The sequence below is a fragment of the Janthinobacterium kumbetense genome (genome assembly GCF_023703445.1).
Classification (GTDB): domain Bacteria; phylum Pseudomonadota; class Gammaproteobacteria; order Burkholderiales; family Burkholderiaceae_D; genus Janthinobacterium; species Janthinobacterium kumbetense.
Map to the genome: position 1 here is coordinate 12,315 of NZ_JAMQGR010000017.1, position 26,352 is coordinate 38,666.

The following is a 26,352-nucleotide window of genomic DNA, read 5'->3' on the forward strand; positions in this document are numbered from 1 at the left end:
GGACAGATGGCTGCTTATTCGTAAAACTTCGACGTAATGGGGTAACGCCAGTCGCGGCCGAAGCCACGGTGCGTGACGCGGATGCCCACCGGCGACTGGCGCCGCTTGTATTCATTGATCTTGATCAGGCGCGTGATTTTCGCCACGTCGGCCGGCGGGTAGCCAGCCTCGATAATGTCGGCGATCGGCCGATTTTCTTCCATGTACAACTGCATGATGCCGTCGAGTATTTCATACGGCGGCAAGGAATCCTGGTCCAGCTGGTCGGCGCGCAGCTCGGCCGACGGTCCGCGCGTCAGGATGCGCTCGGGTATCACGTCCGACACGCTGTTGCGGTACGCGCACAGGCGGTAGACGAGGGTCTTGGCGATATCCTTGATCACGGCAAAGCCGCCCGCCATGTCGCCGTACAGGGTGCAATAGCCGACGGCCATCTCGCTCTTGTTGCCTGTCGTCAAGACGATGCTGCCATGCTTGTTCGACAGGGCCATCAGCAAGGTGCCGCGGATGCGCGCCTGGATATTCTCTTCCGTCGCGTCTTCCGCCAGTCCCGCGAACTCCTCGGCCAGGGTGGCGCGGAAGGCGTCGAAAGTTTGCTTGATCGGAATTTCATCGTAGCGCACATCGAGGCGTTTTACCATGTCGCGCGAGTCGATCCACGAGATATCGGCCGTAAATTGCGACGGCATCATCACGGCGCGCACCTTGTCGGCGCCCAGCGCATCGACGGCGATGGCCAGGGTCAGCGCGGAATCGACGCCGCCCGACATGCCGATCAGCACGCCAGGGAAGCCGTTCTTGCCTATATAGTCGCGCACGCCCAGCACCAGCGCCTGGTACACCTGCGCCTCGGTCGTCAATGGCGCGGCCAGCGGCTGCGGCACGGGGGTGGCGCCGTCGAAGTCGACGACCTGCAAGTCTTCATCGAAGTGGCGCAGCTGGGCGCAGATCGTGCCGGCCGCATCCATGACGAACGAGTCGCCGTCGAAAATCAGCTCATCCTGGCCACCGACCAGGTTGGCGTACACGAGGGCCATGCCTTGTGCGCTGACGTTCTTGCGCATGGTGTCATAGCGCAGATGCTGCTTGTTCATGTGGTAGGGCGAGCCGTTCGGCACCAGCAGCACTTGCGCGCCAGCCGCGCGGGCGCGCATGGGCGCGTGCTCGAACCACGTGTCTTCGCAGATATTGATGCCGAAACGCACGCCCTTCACTCCAAACACGAAAGCCTGGTCGGACGACGTAAAGTAACGTTTTTCATCGAACACGGTCGTATTCGGCAAGTCGTGCTTGCGGTAGGTGCCCAACACTTCGCCGTTCAGCAACACGGAGGCGGCATTGTGGCGCACGCCCTTCTCGTCCTGCAGGGGCAAGCCCACCACCACGTGCAAATCCTTGAACTGGGCCAGGTCGGCAGCCAGTCCCGCAAACGCTTCCTGCGTTTTTGCGTAGAATGCATTGCGCAGCAACAGGTCCTCGGGTGGATAGCCGACCAGCGACAGTTCCGGCGTGAGCACGATATCGGCGCCCGCCTCGAACGCGCGGCGGGAAAGGTCGAAGATCTTGGCACGGTTGCCGGCCAGATCGCCGACCGTACTATTCATTTGAGCAATTGCGACTTTGACTGTCATGATGATGATGGATATTTCGTTCTATTAAACAAGACAGGGGCGCGCAGGCCGATGGCGGCGCCCCGAGAGTGATGAATGCACACTACAACAATGAATTATCGCACGGCTATCGTCACTACCCTGGCTGAAATTGGCGAAGCGGCCTGGTCTGAACTGCTGGCAAGCCAGGCGGACGCCACTCCCTTCCTTTCCTACGCCTTTTTGCACGCGCTGCACGAGTCCGGCTGCGCCAGCTCGGACACGGGCTGGCAACCGAATTACCTGGCGCTGTGGCAAGGCGAGACCCTGGCCGCCGCCCTGCCCCTGTACCTGAAGATGCACTCGTATGGCGAATACGTGTTCGACTGGGCCTGGGCCGATGCATATCAGCAACATGGTCTCGAATATTACCCGAAACTGCTGTCCGCGATACCGTTTACGCCCGTCAGCGGCACGCGCTTGCTGGCCCGCGATGGCCAGGCGCGCGCGGCCCTGCTGGCCTTCCTGCAGGCGCAGCAGCAAGCCAGCGAGGTATCGTCCTGCCACATCCTGTTCCCGCCGGAAAGCGAAGCGCGCCAGCTGGAGGAAGCCGGCTACCTGATGCGTAGTGGCGTGCAGTTTCACTGGCTCAATCCGGGCTACACGGATTTCGAGCAATTCCTCGCCACCCTGGAACACAAGAAACGCAAGAATATCCGCGCCGAGCGGCGCAAGGTGCGCGAAGCGGGCGTCGTCATGCGCCAGGTGCGCGGGGTGGAGGCGACAGATGCCGACTGGAAACTGTTCCACCGCTGCTACAGCAATACCTATGCGGAACACCGCTCCTCGCCTTACCTGAGCCTGGACTTCTTCCGGCGCATAGCCTTCAGCATGCCGCAGAACATACTCCTGGTGATCGCCGAGCGCGAAGGCCGGGCCATTGCCGCCTCGCTGGTGATCCACACGGGCGACACCCTGTATGGCCGCTACTGGGGCGCGCTCGAGCACGTGCCCTGCCTGCATTTCGAGACGGCGTATTACCAGCCGCTGGAGTTTTGCATCGCCAACGGCATCGCCACCTTCGAAGGGGGCGCCCAGGGCGAGCACAAGATGGCGCGCGGCTTCCTGCCGCAAAAGACCTGGTCCGCCCACTGGCTGGCGCACCCGGCCTTTGCGGACGCCGTGCAGCGCTTCCTCAAGCGCGAACGGGGCGGCATCGATGCCTACCTCGATGAATTGAACGAGCACAGCCCGTTTCGCGCATAAAAAAACGCTCCCGGCCATCGCAGGCGGGGAGCGCTTTTCTTACCGGGTGTTCTTAGGCTTTGGCGGCGTCGGTCTTGAAGGCGGCAACGCCGTTCAGGATTTCTTCCTTGGCCACTTCAGGACCATACCAGCCGTCGATCTTGACCCATTTGCCTTTTTCCAGATCCTTGTAGTGCTCAAAGAAATGCTGGATCTGGCGCAAGCGCAGTTCGTTCAGGTCTTCCGGCTTTTGCCAGTGGCTGTAGATCGACAGGACCTTGTCGACTGGCACGGCCAGCACTTTCGCGTCTTCGCCCGACTCGTCGGTCATTTTCAGCACGCCGATAGGACGGCAGCGCACGACCACGCCCGGGATCAGCGGGAACGGGGTGATGACCAGCACGTCGACCGGGTCGCCGTCCGGCGACAGGGTGTTCGGCACGTAGCCGTAGTTGCACGGGTAATGCATGGCGGTACCCATGAAGCGATCGACGAAAATCGCGCCGCTTTCCTTGTCGACTTCGTACTTGATCGGATCGGCATTCATCGGGATTTCGATGACGACGTTGAAATCGTTCGGCAGATCGCGGCCGGAAGAGACGTTATTCAAACTCATGGGGTTCCTCATTAGCGGATTGTGTTTTAACCGCGCAATTATAGCGAAGTACAGGCAGCTTGTGCGATGCAGCAGCGGCCCGCCGGCGTTTTGCGCGTCCAGCCAGCAACAGTGGCGTGCATGGCCCGCCGGCGCGCGCAGCCGGCCATCGAGAGAATAAACAAACCATCGGCAATAATAAGTACAAACACCTAAGCAATACTACCGACGCCTTGAATTAATGCCGATGGAATATCTGCGTATTTTCATTTGAATATCGCCACACGCCAGGCATGGTTATTATAATCCGCATTGCATTTTTTACAGCCACTTATAACAACAGTTTTATTCTCATTCATTCCGCGGCGCCCCTGCATTATTGCGCAACACCCCGCCCTCTACCCTCCAGGCGGCCTGCCAGCCCCGCAACACCGTTATCCAGCATAATATTTGTTCTTATTTGAAGTGTTTATTTTATTCAAATAAGAGCCCCGCCAAAAAATGGCGCTACCGGAAGACAATCATCAATTCTGATAAACTGTCACATTCTGGTGATTCCAAACTTTGTATATTCTGCAATCGACGCCTTCCCTGAATTCAATATGGCGCATCACGCGCCACCGATAAATCCTTGCAAAAAGGAATATGATGATTCCCTCTTTCCGGCCCGGTCCTTTATTAAAGGTCACCGGCGTTATTTTCATTCTGTTTGGCCTCGCCCTGCTGGGCGGCGGCATCTGGCTGGCCACGCTCGGCGGCTCCTGGTACTACTTGCTGGCCGGTATAGGCATGCTGATCGCCGGCGCGCTGGTATTCCAGGGCAAGCGCAGCGCGCAACCGTGCATGGCGCTGCTGCTGCTCGCCACCCTCATCTGGTCCCTCATTGAAGTGAAATTCGACTGGTGGCAATTGCTGCCGCGCCTGGACATCTGGTTTGCCGCCGCCGTCTGGCTGCTGCTGCCCTTCGTCAGCCGCCGCCTGGCCCCACCCGCCGACGCAGCGAAACAGCCGCAAGCGGGCAAGACGGCCCTCTCCGCCGCCGTGGCCCTGACCGTCATCGCCGGCGTCATCGCCCTGTTCCAGGATTACCATGACCTGCATGGCGACGTGCCGGCCGAAAACATGGCCGCCACGGCCTCCGGCGATTTCGCGCCCGGCGTCGAGCACAACGACTGGTCCGCGTATGGCCGCTCCGGCTATGGCGACCGCTATGCCCCGGCCGCACAGATTACGCCCGCGAATATTTCCGGCCTGAAAGAAGCCTGGACCTACCACACGGGCGACTTCAAGGGTCCCAACGACCCGGGCGAGATCGCCAACGAAGTCACGCCGCTGAAGGTCAATGACATGCTGTACCTGTGCACGCCGCACAATATCGTCATCGCCCTGAACCCGGACACGGGCAAGGAAATCTGGCGCCACGATCCAAAGATCAACCGCGACGCGGCCAGCTACCAGCACATGATCTGCCGTGGCGTCGCCTACTGGGACGTGAACGCGGGCCGGGCGAAGAACAATCCGGCTCCCGAAGCTGCCGGCATGGAATGCCCGCGCCGCATCCTGGCGCCGACCATGGACGGCACCATGATCGCCGTCAACGCCGATACGGGCGAGTCGTGCAAGAGCTTTGGCAACAACGGCGTCGTCAACCTGTATAAAAACATGGCCATGATCAAGCGCGGTTTCCTGATGCCAACGTCGCCGCCGGCTGTCTCGCAGAAAATGGCCGTGATCGCCGCCAGCGTGACGGACAACCATTCGACGGAAGAACCATCGGGCGTGATCCGCGGCTACGATCCCGTCACCGGCAAGCTGATGTGGAACTGGGACCCGGCCACGCCGGAAGATACGGCGCCTTTCCCTGAAGGCAAGAACTACACCAACAACTCGCCCAACTCGTGGGGCGTGGCCAGCATCGATGAAAAGCTGGGCATGGTTTACATTCCGATGGGCAATGAAACCCCCGATACCTGGGGCGGCAACCGCAACAAGAATGGCGAGAAATTCAACAGCGCCATCGTCGCGCTGGACCTGGCGACGGGGAAAGTACGCTGGGTCTACCAGACCGTGCACCACGATATCTGGGACATGGACATCGGCGGCCAGCCGAGCCTGGTCGACATCGACACGCCGAAAGGTAAAGTGCCCTCTGTTGTTGCCACGACGAAACGCGGCGACATCTACGTGATCGACCGCCGCGACGGCAGCCTGGTCGTGCCGGCGCCGGAAAAACCAGTGCCAACGAGCAATCCTGCCGCCGGCGACACCCTGTCGCCCACGCAGCCGTTCTCGGCCCTGACCTTCTTGCCAGAGCGCAATATCAGCGAAGCGGACATGTGGGGCACCACGCCGTTCGACCAGCTCGCTTGCCGCATCATCTTCAAGGAACGCCGCTATGAAGGCCCGTTCACGCCGCAAACGGCCGGCAAGGGCGCCGTCATCTCGCCGGGCCCGCTGGGCATCTTCGAATGGGGCGGCGCGGCCATCGACCCCGTGCGCCAGTTGTTGATCGTCAACCCTGACTACATGGGCTTCCTGGAAAAACTCGTGCCGCGCGCGGAAACGACGGCCAAGGGCGGCACGGGCGGCGAAATGGGCTTGCAACCGCAGACGGGCGTGCCGTTCGCCGTGGAAATCAAGGCCTTCCTGTCGCCGCTGGGCTTCCCATGCCAGGCACCGCCATGGGGCTATGTGGCCGCCGTCGACCTGCGTACCATGAAGAAAGTGTGGATGCACAAGAACGGCACCACGCGCGACAGCGGTCCCGTGCCGATTCCCTTGCCGCTGGGCGTGCCCAGCCTGGGCGGCATGGTCACCACGGGCGGCGGCGTGACCTTCCTCAGCAGCACGCTCGACTACTACATCCGCGGCTACGACGTCAGCAACGGCAAAGTGATCTGGAAAGCCCGCCTGCCAGCCGGCGGCCAGGCTACGCCGATGAGCTATGTGTCGAACAAGTCGGGACGCCAGTTCGTCGTCGTCATGGCCGGCGGCCACGGTTCGCTGGGCACGAAGATGAGCGACACCCTGGTCGCGTATGCCTTGCCGGAAGGCACTGCGGTAACGAAGAAGTAAGTTAGTCAGGTAGCAGCGCACTCCGCCATGGGGTGCGCACAAAGAAAAAGCCGTTCAGTCTGCACTGAACGGCTTTTTTACGTCTGGACAATTGGCTTACAAAACGGCTTACAGGATAGTAGCCAGTGCACACTGCCGGTAATGCGCGGCAGCCTGTTCCGTCTGCTGCAGGGCGTCGTGCATCTGCGCCAGCTTCAGGTGGGCGTCGCGCACCATCTGCGGCTCGTTGGCATCCGACAAGGCCTGCTCCAGGTGACGCTGGGCCTTGCCCCACAGTTTTTGCTTCAGGCACAAGGTACCCAGGGTCAGCGCCAGTTCCGCATCCAGCGGACGCTGCTTCATCCATTGCTCGCAATGCTCGATCTGCAGCAGCAGGGCCGGCGTGCCGCTTGGCGCCGCCGCTTCGCGGTAGGCGCGCACGACGCGCTCGTCCCAGTCGGCGGCCAGCGATTCTTCGCACACGAGGCGCGCTTCATCGTGCAGGCCGCGCGCATTCAGGGCCGTGGCGGCGCGGCAGGCGATATACGGCTTGACCCGGTCGGCGCTTGGCACGGTGGACCACACGCGCATCAGCGACTCGGCGTCATGCGAGGGGTCGGACAGCAGATGGTCGTAGGCCAGTTCGCGCAGGCGCGACGACAGGGCCGGATGCAGGGCGCGGTGCTTGTCGAGCGAACGCACGAGGCGCAGCACTTCCGGCCAGTTCTTCGCCTGCTGCTCGGCTTTCAGCGACCATTGCAGCGCGTGGATGTGGCGCGTGCCGCTGGCATTGAGTTCGCGCACGGCGGCCAGGGCCGCTTCCGGCTGGTGGTCGTCGACCAGCAATTCCGTCACCGTCATCAAGCGGGCCGTCTTCAGGCTGGCATCGCCTTCGACGCGCGACAGCCAGCTGTCGCGGCGTTCGGACTGGCGCATGCGGTGCGCGGCGCGCGCGCCGATCAGCGCGGCCAGGCCAGCGTTCTCTTCCAGCTCGGCGGCGCGCAAGGCAGCCTTCTCGGCATGACCGAAACGGCCTTCGAACAGGGCTTTCAAGGCTTCGCGCAAGCCCTTGTTGCCGTCGCGCTCACGCTTGCGCTGGCGGTAGGCCGCCACTTGCGCCGGCATGCGCACGGTGGCGCGCACGGCGCGCACCAGCAGGTACAGCAGCACGAACAGCACGACCTGCAGCAACAGGAAGAAATTCAGCGACAAATCGATGCGGTATGGCGGATAGAACAACACCACGTTGCCGGGGTTGAAACGGGCCGTCACGGCGATACCGATCGCCGCGGCCATCAGGGCGAGTAACCAGAGAAATAGACGCATGGGCTCAGGACTTCGCTTTGTAGTTGCGCACAGCCGTCAGGCTGTCGGACAAGGTTGGCATTTCGATGGCCAGGTTGCTGCCCTGCACCTGGCGCAGCAGGGCTTGCGCCGTCTGCGTGCTCTTGGCGCGGGTGTCGAAATACTTGGCCAGCGCATCCTGTGCGGCGATCAAATCATTGCGGAAAGCCGTTTCATTGCGCGACAACAAGGCCATGCGGGCATTGAGCAGGCGCAACTTGACGTTTTCACGCAAGAAATACGATTGCGTCGGCGACAGCATCAGCGCTTCCGGCGTATCGACGCGGCGGATGCGTATCAATTGACGCACGTCGGCCCACATGTCGCCGCTCCAGGTATTGAAGCCGTCGCGCACTTTTTGCAGCAGCGGTTCCGGCGCAGGCGGCCCCATCAGCTTGCCGCTCGCATCGCGCACGGGCTTGGCCTTGCCCGGTTTTTCCGGTGCGGCCGGCAAGGCCGGAGTTTCGTCGGACAGCATCGGCAGCGAATCGACCTGGGCGATCACGGCGTCGAGGCGCAGGGCCACGCCCGTCGAATCGACGCTGGGCAGGGCTTTCAATTTTTCCATGTCGCGCCCGATGGCGCGGCGGATGGTGATGAATTGCGGCTTGTCGGAACGCGACAGGCTGCGGTCGGCGTTCTGCAGGGCGATCAGCGCGCCGGGCACGTTGCCGGCCAGTTGCAGCTGCTGGCTGGCCGTCGACAGCACTTGCTCGATTTCCGTCAGCGCCCACTCGTCGCGGTTCTTCGACAAGTCGTTGTACAGTTGTTCCAGCGCAAGCTGCTGGCTTTGCGTTTCGCTCTGGCGGTTTTCCAGCGCGCCCACCTTGATTTGCAGCTCTTTCGTGCCTTCTTGCACGTTGCGCGCCAGCACGCCCGTTTCGGCATTGCTGACATCGCCTTTTTGCAGGCGCTTGGCCACTTCTTCGCGCAGGTTGCGGATCTGCTTGCTGGTCGACCAGCTTTGCGCAGCCAGCAGCACGGCCAGCACGATGACGGCGATGCTCATGGGCTTTTGCAGCTGTTCCAGCAGGGTCGGCGCGCGGCCGGCAGGTTGGTCGGCCGCCTGCGGCGCCGTCTTCACGGCGCTGCCAGGCGTTGCATTCGGTTCGGAGAGTGTAGGCATTTCGTTCATGGTCGTGATTGTAACGCGGCGAGCACTCCTGCGTCGCCTGATCCTGTCAAGGTGACTCGGGCAAAACCCAGGGCCGCCGCCGTTTGTGCAATGCGGGCGTGCGGCACGATCAGATGCTGCTGTTGCATTTTCACAACAGCCGCCTTTTCAGCATCCATTTCGCCCAGCAGCGCCAGCAAGCCGCGCAGCGCTTCCGAGCTGGTGATGATCCAGTCATTATTATGCTGCAACAGGTTTTCCAGGGTCGCCCGCAAGGCGGGCGTCAGCCTTGGCACCTTGCGGCGGTAAGCCGTGACGAACTCGACAGTGGCTCCCGCGGCGCGCAAGCCGTCGGCCAGGTAATCGCGTCCGCCATCGCCGCGCACGATCAGCACGCGCTTGCCGCGCAGGGCCGGCAAGTCCAGCGCCAATAACAAATGTTCGGAGTCGCTGCGCGCCGTGTCCAGCGGACTCGTGATGGTCGCGTTGGCGTCCGTGACGCCGTGCGCGCCCAGGGCCATCCTGCTGCCCTCGCCCACCACGGCCAGCGGCAGGCCGGCAGGCCAGGCGGGCAGATGCGCAAAGACGCAATCGATGGCGTTGGGCGAGACGAACGCCACCAGGTCGTAATCGCTCAGGCGGGCCAGCACGGCTTGCAGCCGCGCGCATTCCTCTGCGCCGTCAAGCGCGTGGATTTCCAGCAGCGGCAGCAGGGTCACGGGCCAGCCCAGCGCCGCGATACGGGCGGCCAGCGGCCCCGCTTGCGCCGCGGGCCGCGTGATCACCACGGTATCAGGCATGCGGCGCCAGGCCTTCATGGTTGTCGGGCGTGACGGCACACGAGGCGAGGATGCCGGCGGCATCTTGCCCGCGCAACAATTCGGCCACTTGCTCGCCCAGCTGTTCCGGCGCGCCGGCAGCACCTTCGAGCTCGGCGCTGGCCATGCGCGCGCCGTCCGGCGTGGCGACCATGGCGCGCAAGCGCATCTGCCCGCCCTCGACGGTGGCGAACGCGGCCAGCGGAATCTGGCAGCTGCCGCCGAAGATCTTCGACACCTTGCGCTCGGCCGTGACGGCTTGCGCCGTGGCCATGTGGTTCAGCGGCGCCAGCAGGCGCACCAGGTCGGCGCCGTCCGCGCGCCCGCTGCGGATCTCGATCGCCATGGCGCCCTGGCCGGCGGCCGGCAAGCTGTCTTCCGGCGCCAGCACGGCGCGGATGCGCGACGCCAGGCCCAGGCGTTTCAAGCCGGCGGCGGCCAGGATGATGGCCGCGTAGTCGCCACGGTCCAGCTTGCCCAAACGCGTATCGAGATTGCCGCGCAGGGGCAGAATCGTCAGGTGCGGGTAGCGCGCGGCGATCAGCGACTGGCGGCGCAGGCTGCTGGTGCCGACGACGGCGCCGTGCGGCAGCTCGGCCAGGCTGGCGTAATCGTTCGACACGAACGCATCGCGCGGGTCTTCGCGCTCGAGGATGGCGGCCAGGGCAAAGCCTTCCGGCAACTCCATCGGCACGTCTTTCAGCGAATGCACGGCCAGGTCGGCGCGGCCTTCTTCCATCGCCACTTCCAGCTCCTTGACGAACAGGCCCTTGCCGCCTACCTTGGACAAGGCGCGGTCCAGAATCTGGTCGCCGCGTGTGGTCATGCCGAGAATTTCGACGCTACACTGCGGATACAGGGCGGCCAGGCGGGCGCGCACGTGTTCAGCTTGCCACATGGCAAGACGGCTCTCGCGCGTGGCGATCACCAGGCGGGCAGGAATATTCAATTCGTTCGGGGTCAATTCGGATGCTTTCAAAACAAGTTCTTTCGCTGTGGCTGTCGTTGTCATTATCGTTGCCATTTCACCCGTCTGATATCAATTTTGTATCGGGTGGCGCCTGGCGTCGCTATAATCGTTATCGCTTAGCCTAGAAGGCCAAGTCAGGCTAGCGTCCATGTTGAAGACCACAAATTTTATCATGCGCCCCCTCCCCTCTGCGGCCAAACGCCCGGTGCGATCCACATTCCCTTGCTTTTACACTTACTTTGGTTCTTTATTATGCTCAATGACGCAGTAGCACCAGAAATAGTTCCAGCGACCGGCTCCGACAAGGATGCGCCGCTGAAAGAAGACATCCGCCTGCTGGGCCGCCTGCTGGGCGACGTGCTGCGCGAACAGGAAGGCGACGCCGTCTTCAATGTGGTGGAAACCATACGCCAGACGTCCGTGCGCTTCCGCCGCGAAGCGGACGCGGGTGCCGCGCTGGAACTCGACGCCATGCTCAAGGAACTGAGCCGCGAGCAGACGATTTCCGTCGTGCGCGCCTTTTCCTACTTTTCGCACCTGGCCAACATTGCGGAAGATCAACACCACATCCGCCGCCGCCGCGCCCACCTGCTGGCCGGCTCGCCGGCGCAAAAGGGCAGCGTCAGCTTCGCGCTGAGAAAACTGCGCCTGGCCGGCGTGCCGCGCAAGACGGTCGACACCTTCTTCCAGGACGCCCTGATCGCCCCCGTGCTGACGGCCCACCCGACGGAAGTGCAGCGCAAGAGCATCCTCGACGCCGAGCACGACATTGCCCGCCTGCTGGCCGAGCGCGACTTGCCGCAGACGCCGAAAGAGCGGCACGCCAACATGCAGCTGCTGCGCTCGCGCGTGGCCACCCTGTGGCAGACGCGCATGCTGCGCTACTCGAAGCTGACGGTGGCCGACGAGATCGAAAACGCCCTGTCCTACTACCGCATCACCTTCCTGCGCGAACTGCCGGGCCTGTACGACGACATCGAGGACGATATCGCCGCCGAATACCCGAACGGCGACGGCACGATCGAGCCCATCAACGCCGCCTACGTGCAGATGGGCAGCTGGATCGGCGGCGACCGCGACGGCAACCCGAACGTCAACGCGGGCACCATGCAGCACGCGCTGGCGCGCCACGCCACCACCATCCTCGACTTTTACCTCGACGAAGCGCATGCGCTGGGCGCGGAATTGTCCGTCTCGACCCTGATGGTGGGCGTGAGCGCCGAACTGCAGGCGCTGGCCGACCAGTCGCCCGACGCCTCGCCGCACCGCAGCGACGAGCCGTACCGCCGCGCCCTGATCGGCATCTATGCGCGCCTGGCCGCCACGGCCCGCGCCCTGGGCGCCACCAACATCCTGCGCAAGGAAGTGGGCGCAGCGGCCGCCTACCCGGACGCGGCCGCCTTTGTGGCCGACCTGCGCACCATCGTCGCCTCGCTCGAGTCGCACCACGGCGCCGCCCTCGTGCGCCCGCGCCTGGCCACCCTGGCGCGCGCAGCCGACATCTTCGGTTTCCACCTGGCGTCGCTGGACATGCGCCAGACCTCGGACGTGCACGAGCGCGTGCTGGCCGACCTGTTCGCGAAAAGCGGCGTGGCCGCCGATTACACGGCCCTGTCCGAGGAAGATAAGCAGGCGCTGCTGCTGAACGAACTAGCCCAGCCGCGCCTGCTGTACTCGCCCTACATCGCCTACGCGGCGGAAACGGATTCCGAACTGGCGATCCTGCGCGCGGCGCGCGACATCCGCCAGCGCTACGGCGCGCGGGCCATCCGCAACTACATCATCTCGCACACGGAAACCGTGTCCGACTTGCTGGAAGTGTTGCTGCTGCAAAAGGAAACGGGCTTGCTGCGCACCGACTGGCAAACTGGCGACAGCATCTGCGAGCTGATGGTCATCCCCCTGTTCGAGACGATCCCCGACCTGCAGCGCGCGGCCGGCATCATGAGCCAGGTCATGGCCTTGCCTTTGGTCAAACAATTGATCGCCAAGCAGGGACAGTTGCAGGAAGTCATGCTCGGTTATTCCGATTCGAACAAGGATGGCGGCTTCCTCACGTCCAACTGGGAACTGTACAAGGCGGAACTGGCGCTGGTGAGTGACTTCCAGAAGGCCGGCGTCAAGCTGCGCCTGTTCCATGGCCGCGGCGGCACGGTGGGCCGTGGCGGCGGACCCAGCTACGAAGCCATCCTGGCCCAGCCGCCGGGCACCGTCAACGGCCAGATCCGCCTGACGGAGCAAGGCGAGATCATCGCCTCGAAGTTTTCCAACGCGGAAATCGGCCGGCGCAACCTGGAATTGCTGGTGGCCGCCACCCTGGAAGCGAGCCTGGCGCCGCAGGAAGCCAATCCGGCCCGCAACGGCCAGCTGGCGCAGTTCGAAGCCGTGATGGCGCAACTGTCGGACCTCGCCTATCACGCCTACCGCCACCTCGTGTATGAAACGCCGGGTTTTACGGAATATTTCTTCTCGGCTACGCCGATCGCGGAAATCGCCGAGCTGAACCTCGGTTCGCGCCCCGCCTCGCGCAAGGCCAACCAGCGCATCGAAGACTTGCGCGCCATTCCCTGGGGCTTTTCCTGGGGCCAGTGCCGCTTGCTGCTGCCGGGCTGGTTCGGCTTCGGCAGCGCCATCGAAACGTGGATCAAGCAAGCCGACGGGGCCGCGAAAGATGACAGGATCGCCACCCTGCGCGCCATGTACGCCGAATGGCCATTCTTCGCTACCCTGCTGTCGAACATGGACATGGTGCTGGCCAAGACGGACCTGGCGATCGCCTCGCGCTATGCGGAACTGGTGGCGGACCAGGGCTTGCGCGAACGCATCTACAAGCGCATCACTGACGAGCACGGCAACACCCTGCGCTGCCTGGAGCTGATCACCGGCAACACGGAACGCCTGGCGGGCAATCCCCTGCTGGCCCGTTCGATCCAGAACCGCTTCGCCTATCTCGACCCGCTGAACCACTTGCAGGTGGAGTTGATCAAACGCAACCGCGCCCTGTCGGCGGAAAGCCGGATCGACGAAAGGGTGCACCGCGGCATCCAGCTGTCGATCAATGGCGTGGCGGCCGGCCTGCGCAACACGGGCTGATCGCACCGCCTTGCCATCGGCAAACAGGGCCGGCACCGCAAGGGCCGGCCCTTTTGCTTGCCCAATGGAAAAATATTCTCAAGAAAACAACAATTGGTATTACACTAGTGTCGGATACCTTCCCCTCTCCGGCGCCAGGCGCACGGCAGCGGCCAACCACGACGCCAGGGACGCGGATGAGCAAATGGTCGATTGAAACCCTGAGTGGCGCTTGCGGCGCCCTCATCCTGATCATGCTGGGCTGGTTCGCCGGCGCGGCCTGGCAAGAACTCGATTTCTGGCAGCATGTCTGGCTGGCCCTGCTGCTGCTGGCCGCCGCCGTCGCCGTCCTCTGGCTGATGCGCAAGCTGCGCAGCCACCTGGCCCTGACGCGCGCACAGCTCGACGATAGCCTGATGCGCTACCAGCACCTGAGCGAAACGGCGCAGGACGGCATGTGGCAAACGGATGCGCACGGCCGCATCCTGCACGTCAACCAGCGCCTGTGCGACATGCTGGGCGTCCCCTCGGAACAACTGCTGGACCACTCGATGGACGAATTCCACGACGAAGCCACCTTGCTGCGCCTGTGTCCGCTGCGCCAGACGGCGACGGATAGTTGCATGGGAGAACTGCATTACCAGCATGGCGACGGCTCGGAACGCTGGGCCATGCTCAGCGGACGCCGCCTGTACGACCAGCGCGGCACCCTGACGGGAGCGCTGGTCATGGCCAGCGACATCACGGAACACAAGCGGGCCGAACACGCGCTGACCGTCGCCCATGCGGAGCTGGAAAGCCGCGTGGCCTTGCGCACGGCCCAGCTGCTCGACGTCAATCTCCAGCTCTCCGCGGAAATCGCCATGCGCGCGCAAACGGAAGCGGCCCTGGCGCGCAGCGAAGAGCGACTGCAGGACATCATTTCCATGATGCCCCTGTCGCTGTTCCTGAAAGACGCCGATTCGCGCATGCTGCTGATGAACCAGGCTTGCGAGCAGCAATGGGGCGTGCTATTCCAGGATATCGCCGAGGGACGCGACGTGCAGCACTTTCCCTCGGACCAGACCCAGGCATTCCACGCGGCGGACCAGGAAGCGTTTGCCAGCCGCCAGGTGGTGATCCGCGAAGAACTCGTGTGGAATGCGCGGCTGCAGGAAAACCGCCTGCTGCAGACGCATAAAAAACCCATCTTCGATGCGCAAGGCCGGCCGCAGATGATCATCGCCATGGGCATTGACATCACGGAAAGCAAGCGCAACGAGGAGAACCTGCAGCGCACCCTGGCCCAGCTGCGCGAACTGACCGACCACCAGCAGACCATCAAGGAAGAGGAAAGGCGCCGCATCGCGCTCGACATTCATGACGACCTGGGCCAGAACCTGATGGTGCTGCGCATCGACGTGTCGCTGCTGCACGCGCGCACGGCCAGGACCCACCCGCGCCTGCACCGCCACGCCCAGCGCGTGCTCGACACCATCGACGCCACCATCCGCTCGGTGCGCACCATCATCAATGACTTGCATCCCAGCACCTTGGAGCTGGGCCTGGGCCCGGCAGCCGAATGGCTGATACGCCAGATGGAAAGCCGCGGTGCCATCCGCTACCAGCTCTCGCTCGACAGCGAGGCGCCCGACCTGGGCCTGGACCAGCGCCAGACGTCGGCCATCTTCCGCGTGCTGCAGGAATCGCTGTCGAACATCGTGCGCCACGCCCAGGCCAGCGAGGTGGAAGTGGCGCTGGCGCAAGATACGGATGCCATCGTGCTGCGCATCAGCGACAACGGCATCGGCATGCAGCCGGACGCCCACGGCAAGAAGGCCGCCTTCGGCCTGAAGAGCATACGCGAACGTGTCCATGCGCTGGGCGGCGAACTGCGCATCGACAGCCAGGAGGGCCAAGGCACGGCGCTGGCCATCCGCCTGCCGATCGCCAAAAGCCAGGCCGTCGAAGCCTAGGACAATTCCAGGGCGAAAAAAAAGAGGCTTGCGCCTCTTTTTTATTGCCTGCTGACTACTTAATTTTGCGTCAAGAAGGTTTTCAGCTTGTCCGAACGCGAAGGCTGGCGCAGCTTGCTCATGGCTTTCGCTTCGATCTGGCGGATGCGCTCGCGCGTCACGTCGAACTGCTTGCCCACTTCTTCCAGCGTGTGGTCGTTCGACATTTCCACGCCATAACGCATGCGCAGCACTTTCGCTTCGCGCGGCGTCAGGGAGTCCAGCACTTCCTTGATCACATTGCGCATCGATGCGTGCAACGCGGCGTCCAGCGGCGCCAGGGTCGTGTTGTCTTCGATGAAGTCACCCAGTTGCGAATCGCCATCTTCGCCCATCGGCGTTTCCATGGAAATCGGCTCTTTCGCGATCTTCATGATCTCGCGCACCTTGTTTTCCGGCATTTCCATCTTGACGGCCAGGGTCGCCAAGTCCGGCTCGCTGCCCGTTTCCTGCATGATCTGGCGCGAGATGCGGTTCATCTTGTTGATCGTTTCGATCATGTGCACCGGCACGCGGATGGTGCGGGCCATGTCGGCGATCGAACGCGTGATGGCCTGGCGGATCCACCAGGTGGCGTAGGTCGAGAACTTGTAGCCGCGGCGGTATTCGAATTTATCGACAGCCTTCAGCAGACCGATGTTGCCTTCCTGGATCAGGTCGAGGAATTGCAAGCCGCGGTTGATGTATTTCTTGGCGATCGAAATAACCAGACGCAAGTTGGCGACCGTCATTTCGCGTTTCGCGTGACGCGCGCGCTTTTCGCCGGCAGCCATCTGCTTGTTGATCTTGCGCAAGTCTGCCAGCGGCAGGGCCACGCGGGCTTGCAGGTCGATCATCTTCTTTTGCAGTTCCTTGACGGCAGGCACGTTGCGGCTGAGGATGGCGCTGTACGGATACTTGCAGTCGACTTCGCGGTCGACCCATTCCAGATCGCATTCATTGCCCGGGAACACCTTGATGAAGTGGGCACGCGGCATGCCGCATTTGTTCACGCACAGTTCCAGCACGGCGCGCTCGATGTGGCGCACTTCTTCCATCTGGCCGCGCAGGGTGTCGCACAGCTTTTCCACGACCTTGGCCGTGAAGCGGATGCCCAGCAATTCCTGCGAAATGGCTTCCTGCGCCTTGACGTAGGCTTTCGAGTTGTAACCCTCGGGCGCCTTGCGCATCTTGTCGTACTGCGTCGAAATGACGTTGAATTTCTCCAACGCATTCTTTTTCAGCTGGGCCAATTGTTCGCTGGAGAAACCGGCCGCGCCGCCATTGGCGTCGCCGTCTTCTTCCTCGGCTTCTTCTTCCTCTTCCTCGTCGTCACCGCTGGCGGCGGCGGGCGCGGCGGCAGCGGCAGGCGCCGGGGCATTGCTTTCGTTCAAATCGACGAAGCCGTCGACCACTTCATCGACCTTGATTTCGTCGCGCGCGATTTTTTGCGACAGCGCAACGATTTCGCCGATGGTGGTCGGGCAGGCGGAAATCGCCTGGATCATGTCCTTCAAGCCGCCTTCGATGCGCTTGGCGATCTCGATCTCGCCTTCGCGCGTCAGCAGCGCCACGGCGCCCATCTCACGCATGTACATGCGCACGGGGTCGGTGGTGCGGCCGAAGTCGGAGTCGACCGTCGACAGGGCGGTCGCGGCAGCCGCTTCCACTTCATCGTCGCTGGTGACGGTGGCGACGTTGTCAGTCAACAACAGGCTTTCCGCGTCAGGGGCGCGCTCGTAGACGGCGATGCCCATGTCGTTGAAGGTGGCGATGATGCCTTCGATGGCTTCCGGATCGATGATGTTTTCCGGCAATTGGTCATTGATCTCGGCATAGGTGAGGAAACCGCGTTCCTTGCCCATGTTGATCAAGCCCGTGATCTGCTTGCGGCGGCGTTCCAGGTCCGCTGCCGATGCTTCCGGATCGCCCAGCGCATCGGCCAGGCCGCCCTTGGCCTTGCGGTCGCGCGCTTTCGACACGGCCTTCAGTTCGGCGCGCTCGACGGCGTTCAGTGCTGCCACTTCATCGTTTTCCGGCGTGAATTCGCTCGGTTTGCGGCCACGGCGGCCCGGCACCTTGACGGTCGGCAAGAAGTAATTCGAGGTATCGATAGCGGCCAGCGCGTCGGCGTCCGTGGTCTTGCTGACCACTTGCGCGCCGGTGATGATGGTCACGGGCGCCGCTTCAGGCTTGGCGCGCACGACTTTCGAACGGGCTGCCGTCACCACCTTGTTCGTGGCGGCGCTTTCGCTGACCTTGCGCGGCGCAGGCGCCGCCTTGGCGCTAGGCGCCACTTTGACGCTCGACGTCTTGACAGGCGCCGCTTCCACGGCGTCGGCGGCGTCGGCCACGGGCGCGGCAACCGCCGCTTCCGCTACCGTTTCGGCCGGCGGCACGGCAGCCAGGCGCGAGCGGCTTTTCTTCACCACGGTGACGACGGTCGGCGCCGTCGTGACGGTGGCTTCCGGATTCGCTTGCGCATTATCGATGAAGTAAGATAAAGTCGTTTTGGGTACGGCAAGCGGCGCCGCGGCTGGGCGTGGCGCCTTGGCGGACAACGTTAAAGTTTTTGGCGTATTCTTCATGAGATATCTCTTAATGCGAGACCAGATGGTGTCGGCGCGAAGTGAATGATTCCACCTAAGCCTGCGAAACCGGACTCGATGGAGCGTATTGTTGCGGCTGCCGTCAAGGGCAGCGGCGCCTGTCTATCGTGACGTTCATAGCCCGCGCATCCGGCATGAGGAGCGCGGGGCCGAAGCCGGGTCAGATAAATAAGCGATGTACATTGCGGAATGAAAAAAAGCCCGTACCAGAACGGGCTTGAATCTATTGTTGTTCAGTGAAGACACAGCGGAGAGCAAGATTATGCACGAAGGCCCGTTATCTGAATAATTGATAAGTGGAATAACCGATATCAAAAATATCAATAATGGTGGCCCTGCGCCGCACTGCTCCTATCCCCTGCACACCTGAGCCAGACCTTCAAAAACAGGGTCCAGTCATCAGCGCAAGCCGACATTATACACATTTCCCGTATTTCGCGCTGTGCCGGCTGTAGTGCGAACCCGCTTATCGCAGGTCAAGTTGCCAAAAAAGACAATGCACTTGCCTGTGGCGCGTGCTATGCTCCCCTTTTATAGCCCAACCAATGATGTCGATGACCAGCTCCACGCCAGACCAGCAAGCCACCACTCCTGACACGCCAGTCGATGCAGCCCCAGCGGCGGCACCGGCCGCAGCGACCACGCCGGCGCCTGCCGGCCTGACCGCGCGCGCGCTGCTGAAACAGTTCCAGGAGCAATTCCCGCCATTCCGCGATTGCCTGCCCTTGTCGATCGGTATCGACAAGCAGATCCTCGCGCGCCTGCCGGACCTGGACCGCAAGCTGATGCGCACGGCGCTGGGCATCCACACGGGTTCGCTGCGTTACCTGCGCGTGATGGAAAAAGCCAAGGTACGCTACGACCTCGACGGCACCGCCGGCGCGGAAGTGACGCAAACCCACCGCGACCACGCCACGCAAGTATTGCAGCAACGCTTCAAGAAGGAAGCCGAGCGCAAGAAAGCCGAGCGCGATGCCGCGGCCGCCGAAGAAGCGAACCGTTTGCGCCTGGAAAAACTGAATCAGCTGACCGCGAAATTCTCGCGCAAAGGCTGATCCGGTTTCATGGACACAGCTGCCGCACCGCCACTGCCCCCCTATCAAGGCATTGCACTCGACCACGTCAAGCTGGTACGCACCAGCGATGATGCGCAGGCGGCCATGGCCGCCCTGCTGGCAGCGGACGCCATCGGCTTCGATACGGAATCGAAGCCGACCTTTGTGAAGGGCGAATCCTCCACGGGACCGCACCTGATCCAGCTGGCCACCGACGACATCGCCTACCTGTTCCAGGTGGGCAGCACGCCGGCGCCGGCCCTGGCCGAACTCAAGGCCATCCTCGAATCGACCACCACCCTGAAGGTGGGCTTCGGCCTGTCCGATGACGTCAAGCGCCTGCGCAACAAGCTGGGCATCGCCCCGGCCCAGGTGCTCGACCTGTCCGTCGCCCTGCGCGGCGGCCAGCGCAACGACCTGGGCGCGAAGACGGCCGTGGCCAAGTTCTTCGGCCTGCACCTGCAGAAATCGAAAAAGATTTCCACCACCAACTGGGCCACGTCGCGCCTGACGGAAAAGCAGATCCTGTATGCGGCCGACGATGCGCAAGTGGCCCTGCGCGTGTACCGCCGCTGGATCGCCGACGGCGGCAAGGTCGCGCCGCAAAAAGCCCCGCGCGCCAGCACGCCGCCAGCCCCGCCGCCTATCGCCGCCTGAGCCGGCGCGCCTTTCTGCAGCATGAGCAAGAGCAAGTCCATCGGCACCACGCTTGACGCGATCGCCGCCGCCGAACAGGCGCTGGGGCGGCAGCTGCCCGCATCCCATGTGCAATGGTTATTGGAGAACAATGGCCGCGCGCTGGGCGCCTTGAGCGTGTTTCCCGTCTACGACGCGGCCAATGCGCGCAAGACGTGGGAATCGATAGCACGCCATTACCGCGAAGGCTGGCAGGAATGGCTGGAGAATGCGGGGACAGGCGACGAGGCCGGCAGCCTGCTGCCCTTCGCCCAGTTCGGCACGGGCGATTACTACTGTTTTGATTATGCGCAAACGGGGCCATCGGGCGAGCCCGTGGTCGTGCTGTGGTCGCACGAAACTGGCGCCACCACCGCGGTGGCGCCCGGCTTTGCCGCATTCCTCGCGCTGCCCGGCCGTCCGGGCTGACACCCGGCGGCCGGCGCAGCCTTATTTGACGAGGCGCAAGGTCAAGGGATAGCGGTAAGTGACGCCATTGCTGGCCTTGACGGCCGCGACGATCGAGCACACCAGGTTGGCCAGCGCCACGATCCAGAACAGGAACAGGCCGATCAGCACGAACGACAGGATGAAGCAGGCGAAATACCAGATGATCAGGGTGATCTGGAAATTCAGCGCTTCGCGGGCGTTCTCGGCCGAGAATTTATCCGCATCATCTTTCTTGATCAAATAAATGATCAGCGGCGCCACCCAGCTGGTGAACAGGCCGCCAACGTGGGACAGAATGGCGATCGTCGTATCTTGTGTACGACCCACTTCCGGCTGCGTGTTATCCATTATGATTCCCATCATTAGTTATAGATACATCAATATAACAGTAATATTTCTTTTTGGAATGGAACACTTGCTGCAGCAAGGGACTTTTTTTCGCCGCTATGCCGCCGCCAGCGCCAGCCGCCCCAGGGTGGCGATGGCTTCTTCCAGTTGCGCGCTCCACGGGTGGCCGTAATTGAGGCGGATGCAGTGGCGAAACGCGCGCGTGGCGGAAAAAATGGGGCCGGGCGCGATGCTGATGCCGGCCGCCAGCGCGCTGCGGTGCAAGGCCAGCGCATCGATACCGGCAGGCATCTCCACCCAGACGAAATAACCGCCCTGCGGCCGCGTGACCCTTGTGCCGGGCGGAAAATGCACGGCGATGGCTTGCAGCATGGTATTTTGCTGCGCCGCCAGGGTCAGGCGCAGCTGGCGCAAATGCCGGTCGTAGCCGCCTGCCGCCAGGTAATCGGCCAGCGCCATCTGCAGCGGGATGGGCGCCGACAGGCTCGTCGTCAGCTTCAGGCGCTCGACCTGGCGCGCATAGCGGCCCGCCACGGCCCAGCCCAGGCGAAAGCCGGGCGCCAGGGTCTTGGAAAACGAACTGCAATGCATCACCAGACCCGCGCTGTCATGGCTTTTCGTCAACCCGGGGCGCTGCTTGCCGAAATACAACTCGCCATACACGTCATCCTCGATCAGCGGCACGCCATGGCGCGCCAGCAGTTCGACCAGCGCGCGCTTCTTTTCCGGCGACATCAGGCTGCCCAGGGGATTCTGGAAATTCGTCATCAGCCAGCACGCCTTGGGCTGGTGGCGCAGCAGCAATTCCTCGAGCGCCGCCAGGTCGACGCCGTCGCGCGGGCTGGTGGCGATCTCGACTGCCTTGAGTTCCAGCCGCTCCAGCGCCTGCAAACACGCATAGAAGCTGGGCGACTCGATCAGCACCGTGTCGCCGGGCCGCGTGACGGCTTGCAGGCACAGGTTCAGCGCTTCCAGCGCGCCATTCGTGATGACGATGTCATCGCTGGAAACGAGCACCCCGTCGAGCTGGTAGCGCAGGGCGATCTGGCGGCGCAGTTCGGCATTGCCCAGCGATAAATCCGTGACCGTGCTCCACGGGTCGAGGCGGCGCATGCTGGCCGACACGGCCCGCGCCAGCCGTTCCATCGGAAACAGATGCGGGCTGGGAAACGCCGAGCCGAAAGGCACGATATCGCGCGCGCCGACGGCGCCCAGCACTTCGAACACGAGGTCGCTGACATCGACCGTGGTGCTGGCGTCGAGCGGGCGGGAACTGTCCGGCTCGGGGGCCAGCGCGGCGCGCTGCGGCGCCACGTAGTAGCCGGAGCGGGGCCGCGAGACGATCATGCCGCGCGCTTCGAGCAAATAATAGGCCTGGAACACCGTCGACGGGCTCACGCCCCTGCGCGCATGCTGCTGGCGCACGGAAGGCAACTTATCACCAGGCAACAACAGCTGCGTGCTGATCATGGCGGCGACTTCTTCCGCCAATTCCTCATATCGTTTCAACCCTGCTCCTCAAACTGATCCGTAGTTTTATTGCACAACTGATCCTGTCACAGTGACAGCACCCGTTATATGCTAGGGTAACAACATCCGGGCAGCAACACCGGCACGCCATCATCGACCGACGAGACAGGTTACTTTTCCATGCAACTCTCCATGCTACTGCATTCCCCCCTCGTGCTGTTGCTGTCCATTGCCTTGCCCGCCACGGCGCTGGCCGCGCCCGCCAGCATTTCCGCCAGCCACGACAGCCTGGAACAGCGCATCAAGGCGTGCACGGCCTGTCATGCGCAAAAGGAACGCCACGACGCCTTCTTTCCCCGCATCGCGGGCAAGCCGGCCGGCTACCTGTACAACCAGCTGCTGAACTTTCGCGAGGGACGGCGCCAGTATCCGATGATGAACTATATGGTGGAACACTTGCCTGACGATTACCTGCGCGAAATTGCCGACTTTTTTGCGGCACAGCACCCTGCCCCGCCGCCGGCCCAGCCCAGCAGCGCCGGCACGACGGCCCTGGCGCGGGGCAAGCAGCTGGTGCTGCATGGCGATGCCGGCAAGAAAATTCCCGCCTGTATCGCCTGCCACGGCCAGCAACTGGCCGGCGTGGCGCCCGCCATCCCCGGCTTGCTGGGTTTGCCGCGCGACTATATCAACGCCCAGCTGGGCGCGTGGAAGAACGGCATCCGCCGCGCCCATGCGCCCGACTGCATGGCGCAAGTGGCGCAGCGCCTGTCGGACGCCGATGTGGGCGCCGTCTCGGCCTGGCTGGGCACGCAAGTGGCCAGCGCCGACGCGCGTCCCGCGGAAAACATCGCCCTGCCCTTGCCGCTGCATTGCGGCGGCGTGCCCGGTTCCGGCGCGCAGGTGGCGCCATGAAAAAATGGATGCTCGCGGCCGCCATCGTCGCCATCGGCGCAGCCGGCGCCAAATTCCTGCTGTGGCCGGCGGACGACATGGGACCGCCGGCCGCCGCCAGCACCCTGAGCCAGGAACAGCTGGTCGCGCGCGGCGCCTACCTGGCCAAGGCGGGCGACTGCATGGCTTGCCACACGACGCGCGGCGGCGTGCCCTACGCGGGCGGCCGGGCCTTGCAGACGCCGTTCGGCAAGGTGCTTTCACCCAACATCACGGCCGACAGGGAAACGGGCATCGGCAGCTGGACGGCCGACGATTTCTGGCGCGCCATCCACAACGGCAAGTCGAAGGATGGCCGGCTGCTGTATCCGGCCTTTCCCTACACCAGCTACACCAAGGTGCGGCGCGAGGATAGCGACGCCCTGTACGCCTACTTCCAGAGCGTGCCGCCGCACCGGCAAGCCAACCAGCCGCACGCGCTGCGCTTCCCCTATAACCAGCAGATCGCGCTGGCCGCCTGGCGCGCCCTGTACTTCAAGCCGGGCGTGTACCAGCCGCTGACGGGGAAAAGCATGGAATGGAACCGCGGCGCCTACCTGGTGCAGGGCCTGGGCCACTGCAGCGCCTGCCATAGCAGCCGCACGACCCTGGGCGGCAGCGACGACGGCCTGTCGGGCGGCCTGATCCCCGTGCTGGGCTGGTATGCGCCGTCGCTGACGTCGGATGCGGAAGCGGGCCTGGGCGACTGGGACACGGCGCATATCGTGGAATTGCTGCAAACGGGCGTGTCGCCGCGCGCCACCGTCTTCGGCCCCATGGCGGAAGTCGTGCGGCAAAGCTTGCAGCACATGAGCAATGCCGACGTGCAAGCGATGGCCGTCTACCTGAAAAGCCTGCCCGGCCCCGCGCAGCCCGTGCAACGGGCGCCGCGCGACACGTCGGAGCAAGCCCGGCAGCAACTGGCGCTGGGCGCGAAGCTGTATGAGGCGCAATGCGCGAGCTGCCACCAGGCCGACGGCAAGGGCGTGCCGCCCGGCTACCCGCCGCTGGCCGGCAACCGCGCGCTGACGACGGCGTCGGCCGTCAACGCCATCCGGCTCGTGCTCAACGGCGGCTTCGCGCCCGGAACAAAAGGCAACCCGCGCCCCTACGGCATGCCGCCGTTCGGCCCCGTCATGGATGATGCGGAAGTGGCGGCCGTGGTCACGTACCTGCGTGCGTCGTGGGGCAATGACGCACCGGCCGTGTCGGCCCTGGAAGTCAATAAGTACCGCAGCGTGCCGCTGGAGTAGCGCGCCTGAAAAACGTCCATGGCGGCGTTGCATCTCCTTGCCCTGAACGTTTTGCAGGCGCGCCGCATGCGAAAATAAAAAAACCGGCCAGCGCCGGTTTTTTCACGTCAAGCAGCCGTTCTCAGCGGAACTTGCTCTTGTGCCCCGTCTTCAGGTCCAGCGCATAACGCACGCCGTTGTCCGTCAGCATGACTTCATCGGGCGGCTCTTCGCCGGCCAGGGCGCCGTCGATCAGGGGCAAGCCTTCGCCCTTGCGCATCAGGTCGTCGCAGCGCTCGTACACGTTGGCGCACCCCGTGGACGCCATCAGCGATTGCACGATGGCCACTTTCCACGCATCGACACCGCCCGCGTTGAATTCGCAGATCAGGTAGCCTTGCACGCCGCCGAACAGTTGCACCACCAGGCCGGGCAAGCCCTCGTCTTCGCCCTTGATCAGGGTCAACAGCTGGTTTTCGCCCGCCTTCTTGATGGCAGATAATTTTTTCTCGATGGCGGCCTTGACGCGGCGCTTGATCAGCGCGTGGTCGACCGGTTCGTCTTCCTTGAAGCTCCAGATGCGCGCGCGGATCTGCGACTTCGAATTGTAGGCGGCGCGGGCGATGAATTGCTTCGATGAGCTTTGCACGATGGCCGTCGAGCCGGGCTTCATTTTTTCCTGCGGCTTGCCTTCGACTTTTTCAATCGCGGACGCGTAAATCCACGATTGGCCCAGCAAGCTCTTTTCCTTGCCCTGTTTGATGGTGATGATCAGCATGTAATTCCAGTAGTGTGACCGGCGCGTACCGGTCGTCGTATATCCAATACCGGCATGATACCTCATGCCATCCTGTCGCATCCTCCTGCATTCCATGCCGCTGCTGGCGCAGTCTGTCGCAGCGCGCTACGCAGGCGCGGCCGGCTGGCATACCATGCAAGTATACCAATTCCAAACAGGGAGCAAGAATGACACCGACACTTTTCCACCCACGCCGTGCCCGCGCCGCCACCGTCCTGCTGCTGGCCGCCTGCGCGCTGGCCCTCCCGGCCGCGCCGGCGCTGGCCTCGCCGCTCGACTGGATTTCCGGCAACAGCATCCAGGGCAGCGGCAAGCTGCAAAAGCAGACGCGCGAAGTGGGCAGTTTCCATGCCGTGGCGCTGAACGTGCCGGGCACGGTCGAATTGCGTATCGGCAACACGGACAGCATCAGCATCGAGGCCGACGACAATATCCTGCCGCTGATCGAGACGGCGGTGGAAAACGGCACCTTGCGCATCCGCCCCGCCAAGCGCAACGCCAACTTCCGCCAGAGCAGCCTGAATATCGTCATCCAGGCGCGCCAGGTGGAACGCATCAGCGTGGGCGGCTCGGGCAACATCACGGCCACGGGCTTGCGCGCCGAGAATCTGCGCTTCGACGTGGGCGGTTCCGGCTCCATCCACGCGCGCGACCTCGACAGTCGCCAGGTCTCCATCGCCATCGGCGGCAGCGGCAACTTCAAGGCCAGCGGCAAGACGGAGCAACTGACGGCCTCGATCGGCGGCTCGGGCAATATCCAGGCGGGCAAGCTGGCCGCGCGCGACGTGCAGGTGAGCATCGGCGGCTCGGGCGAGGCGCAGGTGTGGGCCAAGGATGACTTGACCATCAGTATCGGCGGCTCGGGCGAAGTGAGCTACTACGGCGACCCGCGCATCAGCCGCAGCATGCAGCGTTCGAGCAGCATCAAGCGGCTGGGCGCGGCGCCGAATTAAGCCCCCGCAATGACAAAAGCCCGGAGCGATCCGGGCTTTTTGCGTTTCAGACAG

General features: G+C 63.5%; 20 protein-coding genes. 10 read left to right on the plus strand and 10 right to left on the minus strand.

Features of this window, described 5'->3' with window-relative positions:
- Positions 1-14: 14 nt before the first annotated feature.
- Complete coding sequence (locus NCG91_RS26330) at positions 15-1,631, minus strand: NAD+ synthase (RefSeq protein WP_251351838.1); 1,617 nt, start codon at positions 1,629-1,631, stop codon at positions 15-17.
- 90 nt (positions 1,632-1,721) lie between these two features.
- Here NCG91_RS26330 and NCG91_RS26335 point away from each other — a divergent pair, with 90 nt between their 5' ends.
- Positions 1,722-2,855, plus strand: a complete 1,134-nt coding sequence (locus tag NCG91_RS26335; RefSeq protein WP_251351866.1) for a GNAT family N-acetyltransferase — start codon at positions 1,722-1,724, stop codon at positions 2,853-2,855.
- Between the two features lie 52 nt (positions 2,856-2,907).
- On the opposite strand, the gene ppa is transcribed toward NCG91_RS26335, so the two are convergent.
- Positions 2,908-3,450: an inorganic diphosphatase gene (gene ppa / locus NCG91_RS26340; RefSeq protein ID WP_034786159.1), complete on the minus strand. Its 543-nt coding sequence runs from the start codon at positions 3,448-3,450 to the stop codon at positions 2,908-2,910.
- A 624-nt stretch (positions 3,451-4,074) separates the two neighbouring features.
- Here ppa and NCG91_RS26345 point away from each other — a divergent pair.
- Positions 4,075-6,504, plus strand: a complete 2,430-nt coding sequence (locus NCG91_RS26345) for a membrane-bound PQQ-dependent dehydrogenase, glucose/quinate/shikimate family (protein WP_251351839.1) — start codon at positions 4,075-4,077, stop codon at positions 6,502-6,504.
- A gap of 108 nt (positions 6,505-6,612) precedes the next feature.
- Here the strand turns inward: NCG91_RS26345 and NCG91_RS26350 are convergent, their stop codons facing one another.
- Genes NCG91_RS26350 through hemC form a run of 4 tightly spaced genes read right to left on the minus strand, consistent with a single transcriptional unit; the run spans position 6,613 to position 10,738 of the window.
- Positions 6,613-7,809: a heme biosynthesis protein HemY gene (locus NCG91_RS26350; RefSeq protein ID WP_071653290.1), complete on the minus strand. Its 1,197-nt coding sequence runs from the start codon at positions 7,807-7,809 to the stop codon at positions 6,613-6,615.
- A 4-nt stretch (positions 7,810-7,813) separates the two neighbouring features.
- Positions 7,814-8,962, minus strand: coding sequence for a uroporphyrinogen-III C-methyltransferase (locus NCG91_RS26355; protein WP_077401782.1), 1,149 nt, complete (start codon positions 8,960-8,962; stop codon positions 7,814-7,816).
- Complete coding sequence (locus tag NCG91_RS26360) at positions 8,959-9,741, minus strand: uroporphyrinogen-III synthase (RefSeq protein ID WP_251351840.1); 783 nt, start codon at positions 9,739-9,741, stop codon at positions 8,959-8,961. Before NCG91_RS26360 ends, NCG91_RS26355 begins: the two co-directional genes overlap by 4 nt.
- Positions 9,734-10,738 carry a hydroxymethylbilane synthase gene (gene hemC / locus NCG91_RS26365; protein ID WP_285817243.1) on the minus strand — a complete coding sequence of 335 codons (1,005 nt, stop codon included), beginning with the start codon at positions 10,736-10,738 and terminating at the stop codon, positions 9,734-9,736. Before hemC ends, NCG91_RS26360 begins: the two co-directional genes overlap by 8 nt.
- Positions 10,739-10,981: 243 nt before the next feature.
- Here hemC and ppc point away from each other — a divergent pair, with 243 nt between their 5' ends.
- Both ppc and NCG91_RS26375 read left to right on the plus strand, forming a co-directional pair.
- Positions 10,982-13,822: a phosphoenolpyruvate carboxylase gene (gene ppc / locus NCG91_RS26370; protein WP_251351841.1), complete on the plus strand. Its 2,841-nt coding sequence runs from the start codon at positions 10,982-10,984 to the stop codon at positions 13,820-13,822.
- A 176-nt stretch (positions 13,823-13,998) separates the two neighbouring features.
- The gene (locus NCG91_RS26375; protein WP_251351842.1) at positions 13,999-15,756 is read left to right on the plus strand and encodes a PAS domain-containing sensor histidine kinase; all 1,758 of its coding nucleotides are present in this window, start codon (positions 13,999-14,001) and stop codon (positions 15,754-15,756) included.
- Between the two features lie 59 nt (positions 15,757-15,815).
- Here NCG91_RS26375 and rpoD read toward each other — a convergent pair whose 3' ends face one another.
- Complete coding sequence (gene rpoD / locus NCG91_RS26380) at positions 15,816-18,362, minus strand: RNA polymerase sigma factor RpoD (RefSeq protein WP_251351843.1); 2,547 nt, start codon at positions 18,360-18,362, stop codon at positions 15,816-15,818.
- Positions 18,363-18,928: 566 nt separating this feature from the next.
- Here rpoD and NCG91_RS26385 point away from each other — a divergent pair.
- Genes NCG91_RS26385 through NCG91_RS26395 form a run of 3 tightly spaced genes read left to right on the plus strand, consistent with a single transcriptional unit; the run spans position 18,929 to position 20,542 of the window.
- Positions 18,929-19,438 carry a ProQ/FINO family protein gene (locus tag NCG91_RS26385; protein WP_034758713.1) on the plus strand — a complete coding sequence of 170 codons (510 nt, stop codon included), beginning with the start codon at positions 18,929-18,931 and terminating at the stop codon, positions 19,436-19,438.
- A gap of 9 nt (positions 19,439-19,447) precedes the next feature.
- Positions 19,448-20,095 (plus strand): 3'-5' exonuclease, encoded by a 648-nt coding sequence (locus tag NCG91_RS26390; RefSeq protein ID WP_077401767.1) that lies wholly within the window; start codon positions 19,448-19,450, stop codon positions 20,093-20,095.
- A gap of 21 nt (positions 20,096-20,116) precedes the next feature.
- On the plus strand, positions 20,117-20,542 hold the full coding sequence (locus NCG91_RS26395) for an SMI1/KNR4 family protein (RefSeq protein ID WP_099664824.1): 426 nt from the start codon (positions 20,117-20,119) through the stop codon (positions 20,540-20,542).
- 21 nt (positions 20,543-20,563) lie between these two features.
- Here NCG91_RS26395 and NCG91_RS26400 read toward each other — a convergent pair whose 3' ends face one another.
- Positions 20,564-20,911 carry a DUF4870 domain-containing protein gene (locus tag NCG91_RS26400; RefSeq protein WP_034786172.1) on the minus strand — a complete coding sequence of 116 codons (348 nt, stop codon included), beginning with the start codon at positions 20,909-20,911 and terminating at the stop codon, positions 20,564-20,566.
- A 96-nt stretch (positions 20,912-21,007) separates the two neighbouring features.
- A complete protein-coding gene (locus tag NCG91_RS26405; RefSeq protein ID WP_251351844.1) occupies positions 21,008-22,420 on the minus strand; it encodes an aminotransferase-like domain-containing protein in 1,413 nt (470 codons plus the stop codon).
- Positions 22,421-22,573: 153 nt separating this feature from the next.
- On the opposite strand from NCG91_RS26405, the gene NCG91_RS26410 reads away from it, so the two are divergent.
- Positions 22,574-23,296, plus strand: a complete 723-nt coding sequence (locus tag NCG91_RS26410) for a c-type cytochrome (protein ID WP_251351845.1) — start codon at positions 22,574-22,576, stop codon at positions 23,294-23,296.
- Positions 23,293-24,567 carry a cytochrome c gene (locus NCG91_RS26415; RefSeq protein WP_251351846.1) on the plus strand — a complete coding sequence of 425 codons (1,275 nt, stop codon included), beginning with the start codon at positions 23,293-23,295 and terminating at the stop codon, positions 24,565-24,567. Before NCG91_RS26410 ends, NCG91_RS26415 begins: the two co-directional genes overlap by 4 nt.
- Before the next feature lie 121 nt (positions 24,568-24,688).
- Here the strand turns inward: NCG91_RS26415 and NCG91_RS26420 are convergent, their stop codons facing one another.
- Positions 24,689-25,324: a class I SAM-dependent rRNA methyltransferase gene (locus NCG91_RS26420; protein ID WP_152253319.1), complete on the minus strand. Its 636-nt coding sequence runs from the start codon at positions 25,322-25,324 to the stop codon at positions 24,689-24,691.
- Between the two features lie 188 nt (positions 25,325-25,512).
- Between NCG91_RS26420 and NCG91_RS26425 the strand changes: the two genes are divergently transcribed.
- Entirely contained in the window at positions 25,513-26,298 is a 786-nt protein-coding gene (locus NCG91_RS26425) for a head GIN domain-containing protein (protein ID WP_251351847.1), read from the plus strand.
- Positions 26,299-26,352: the final 54 nt, after the last annotated feature.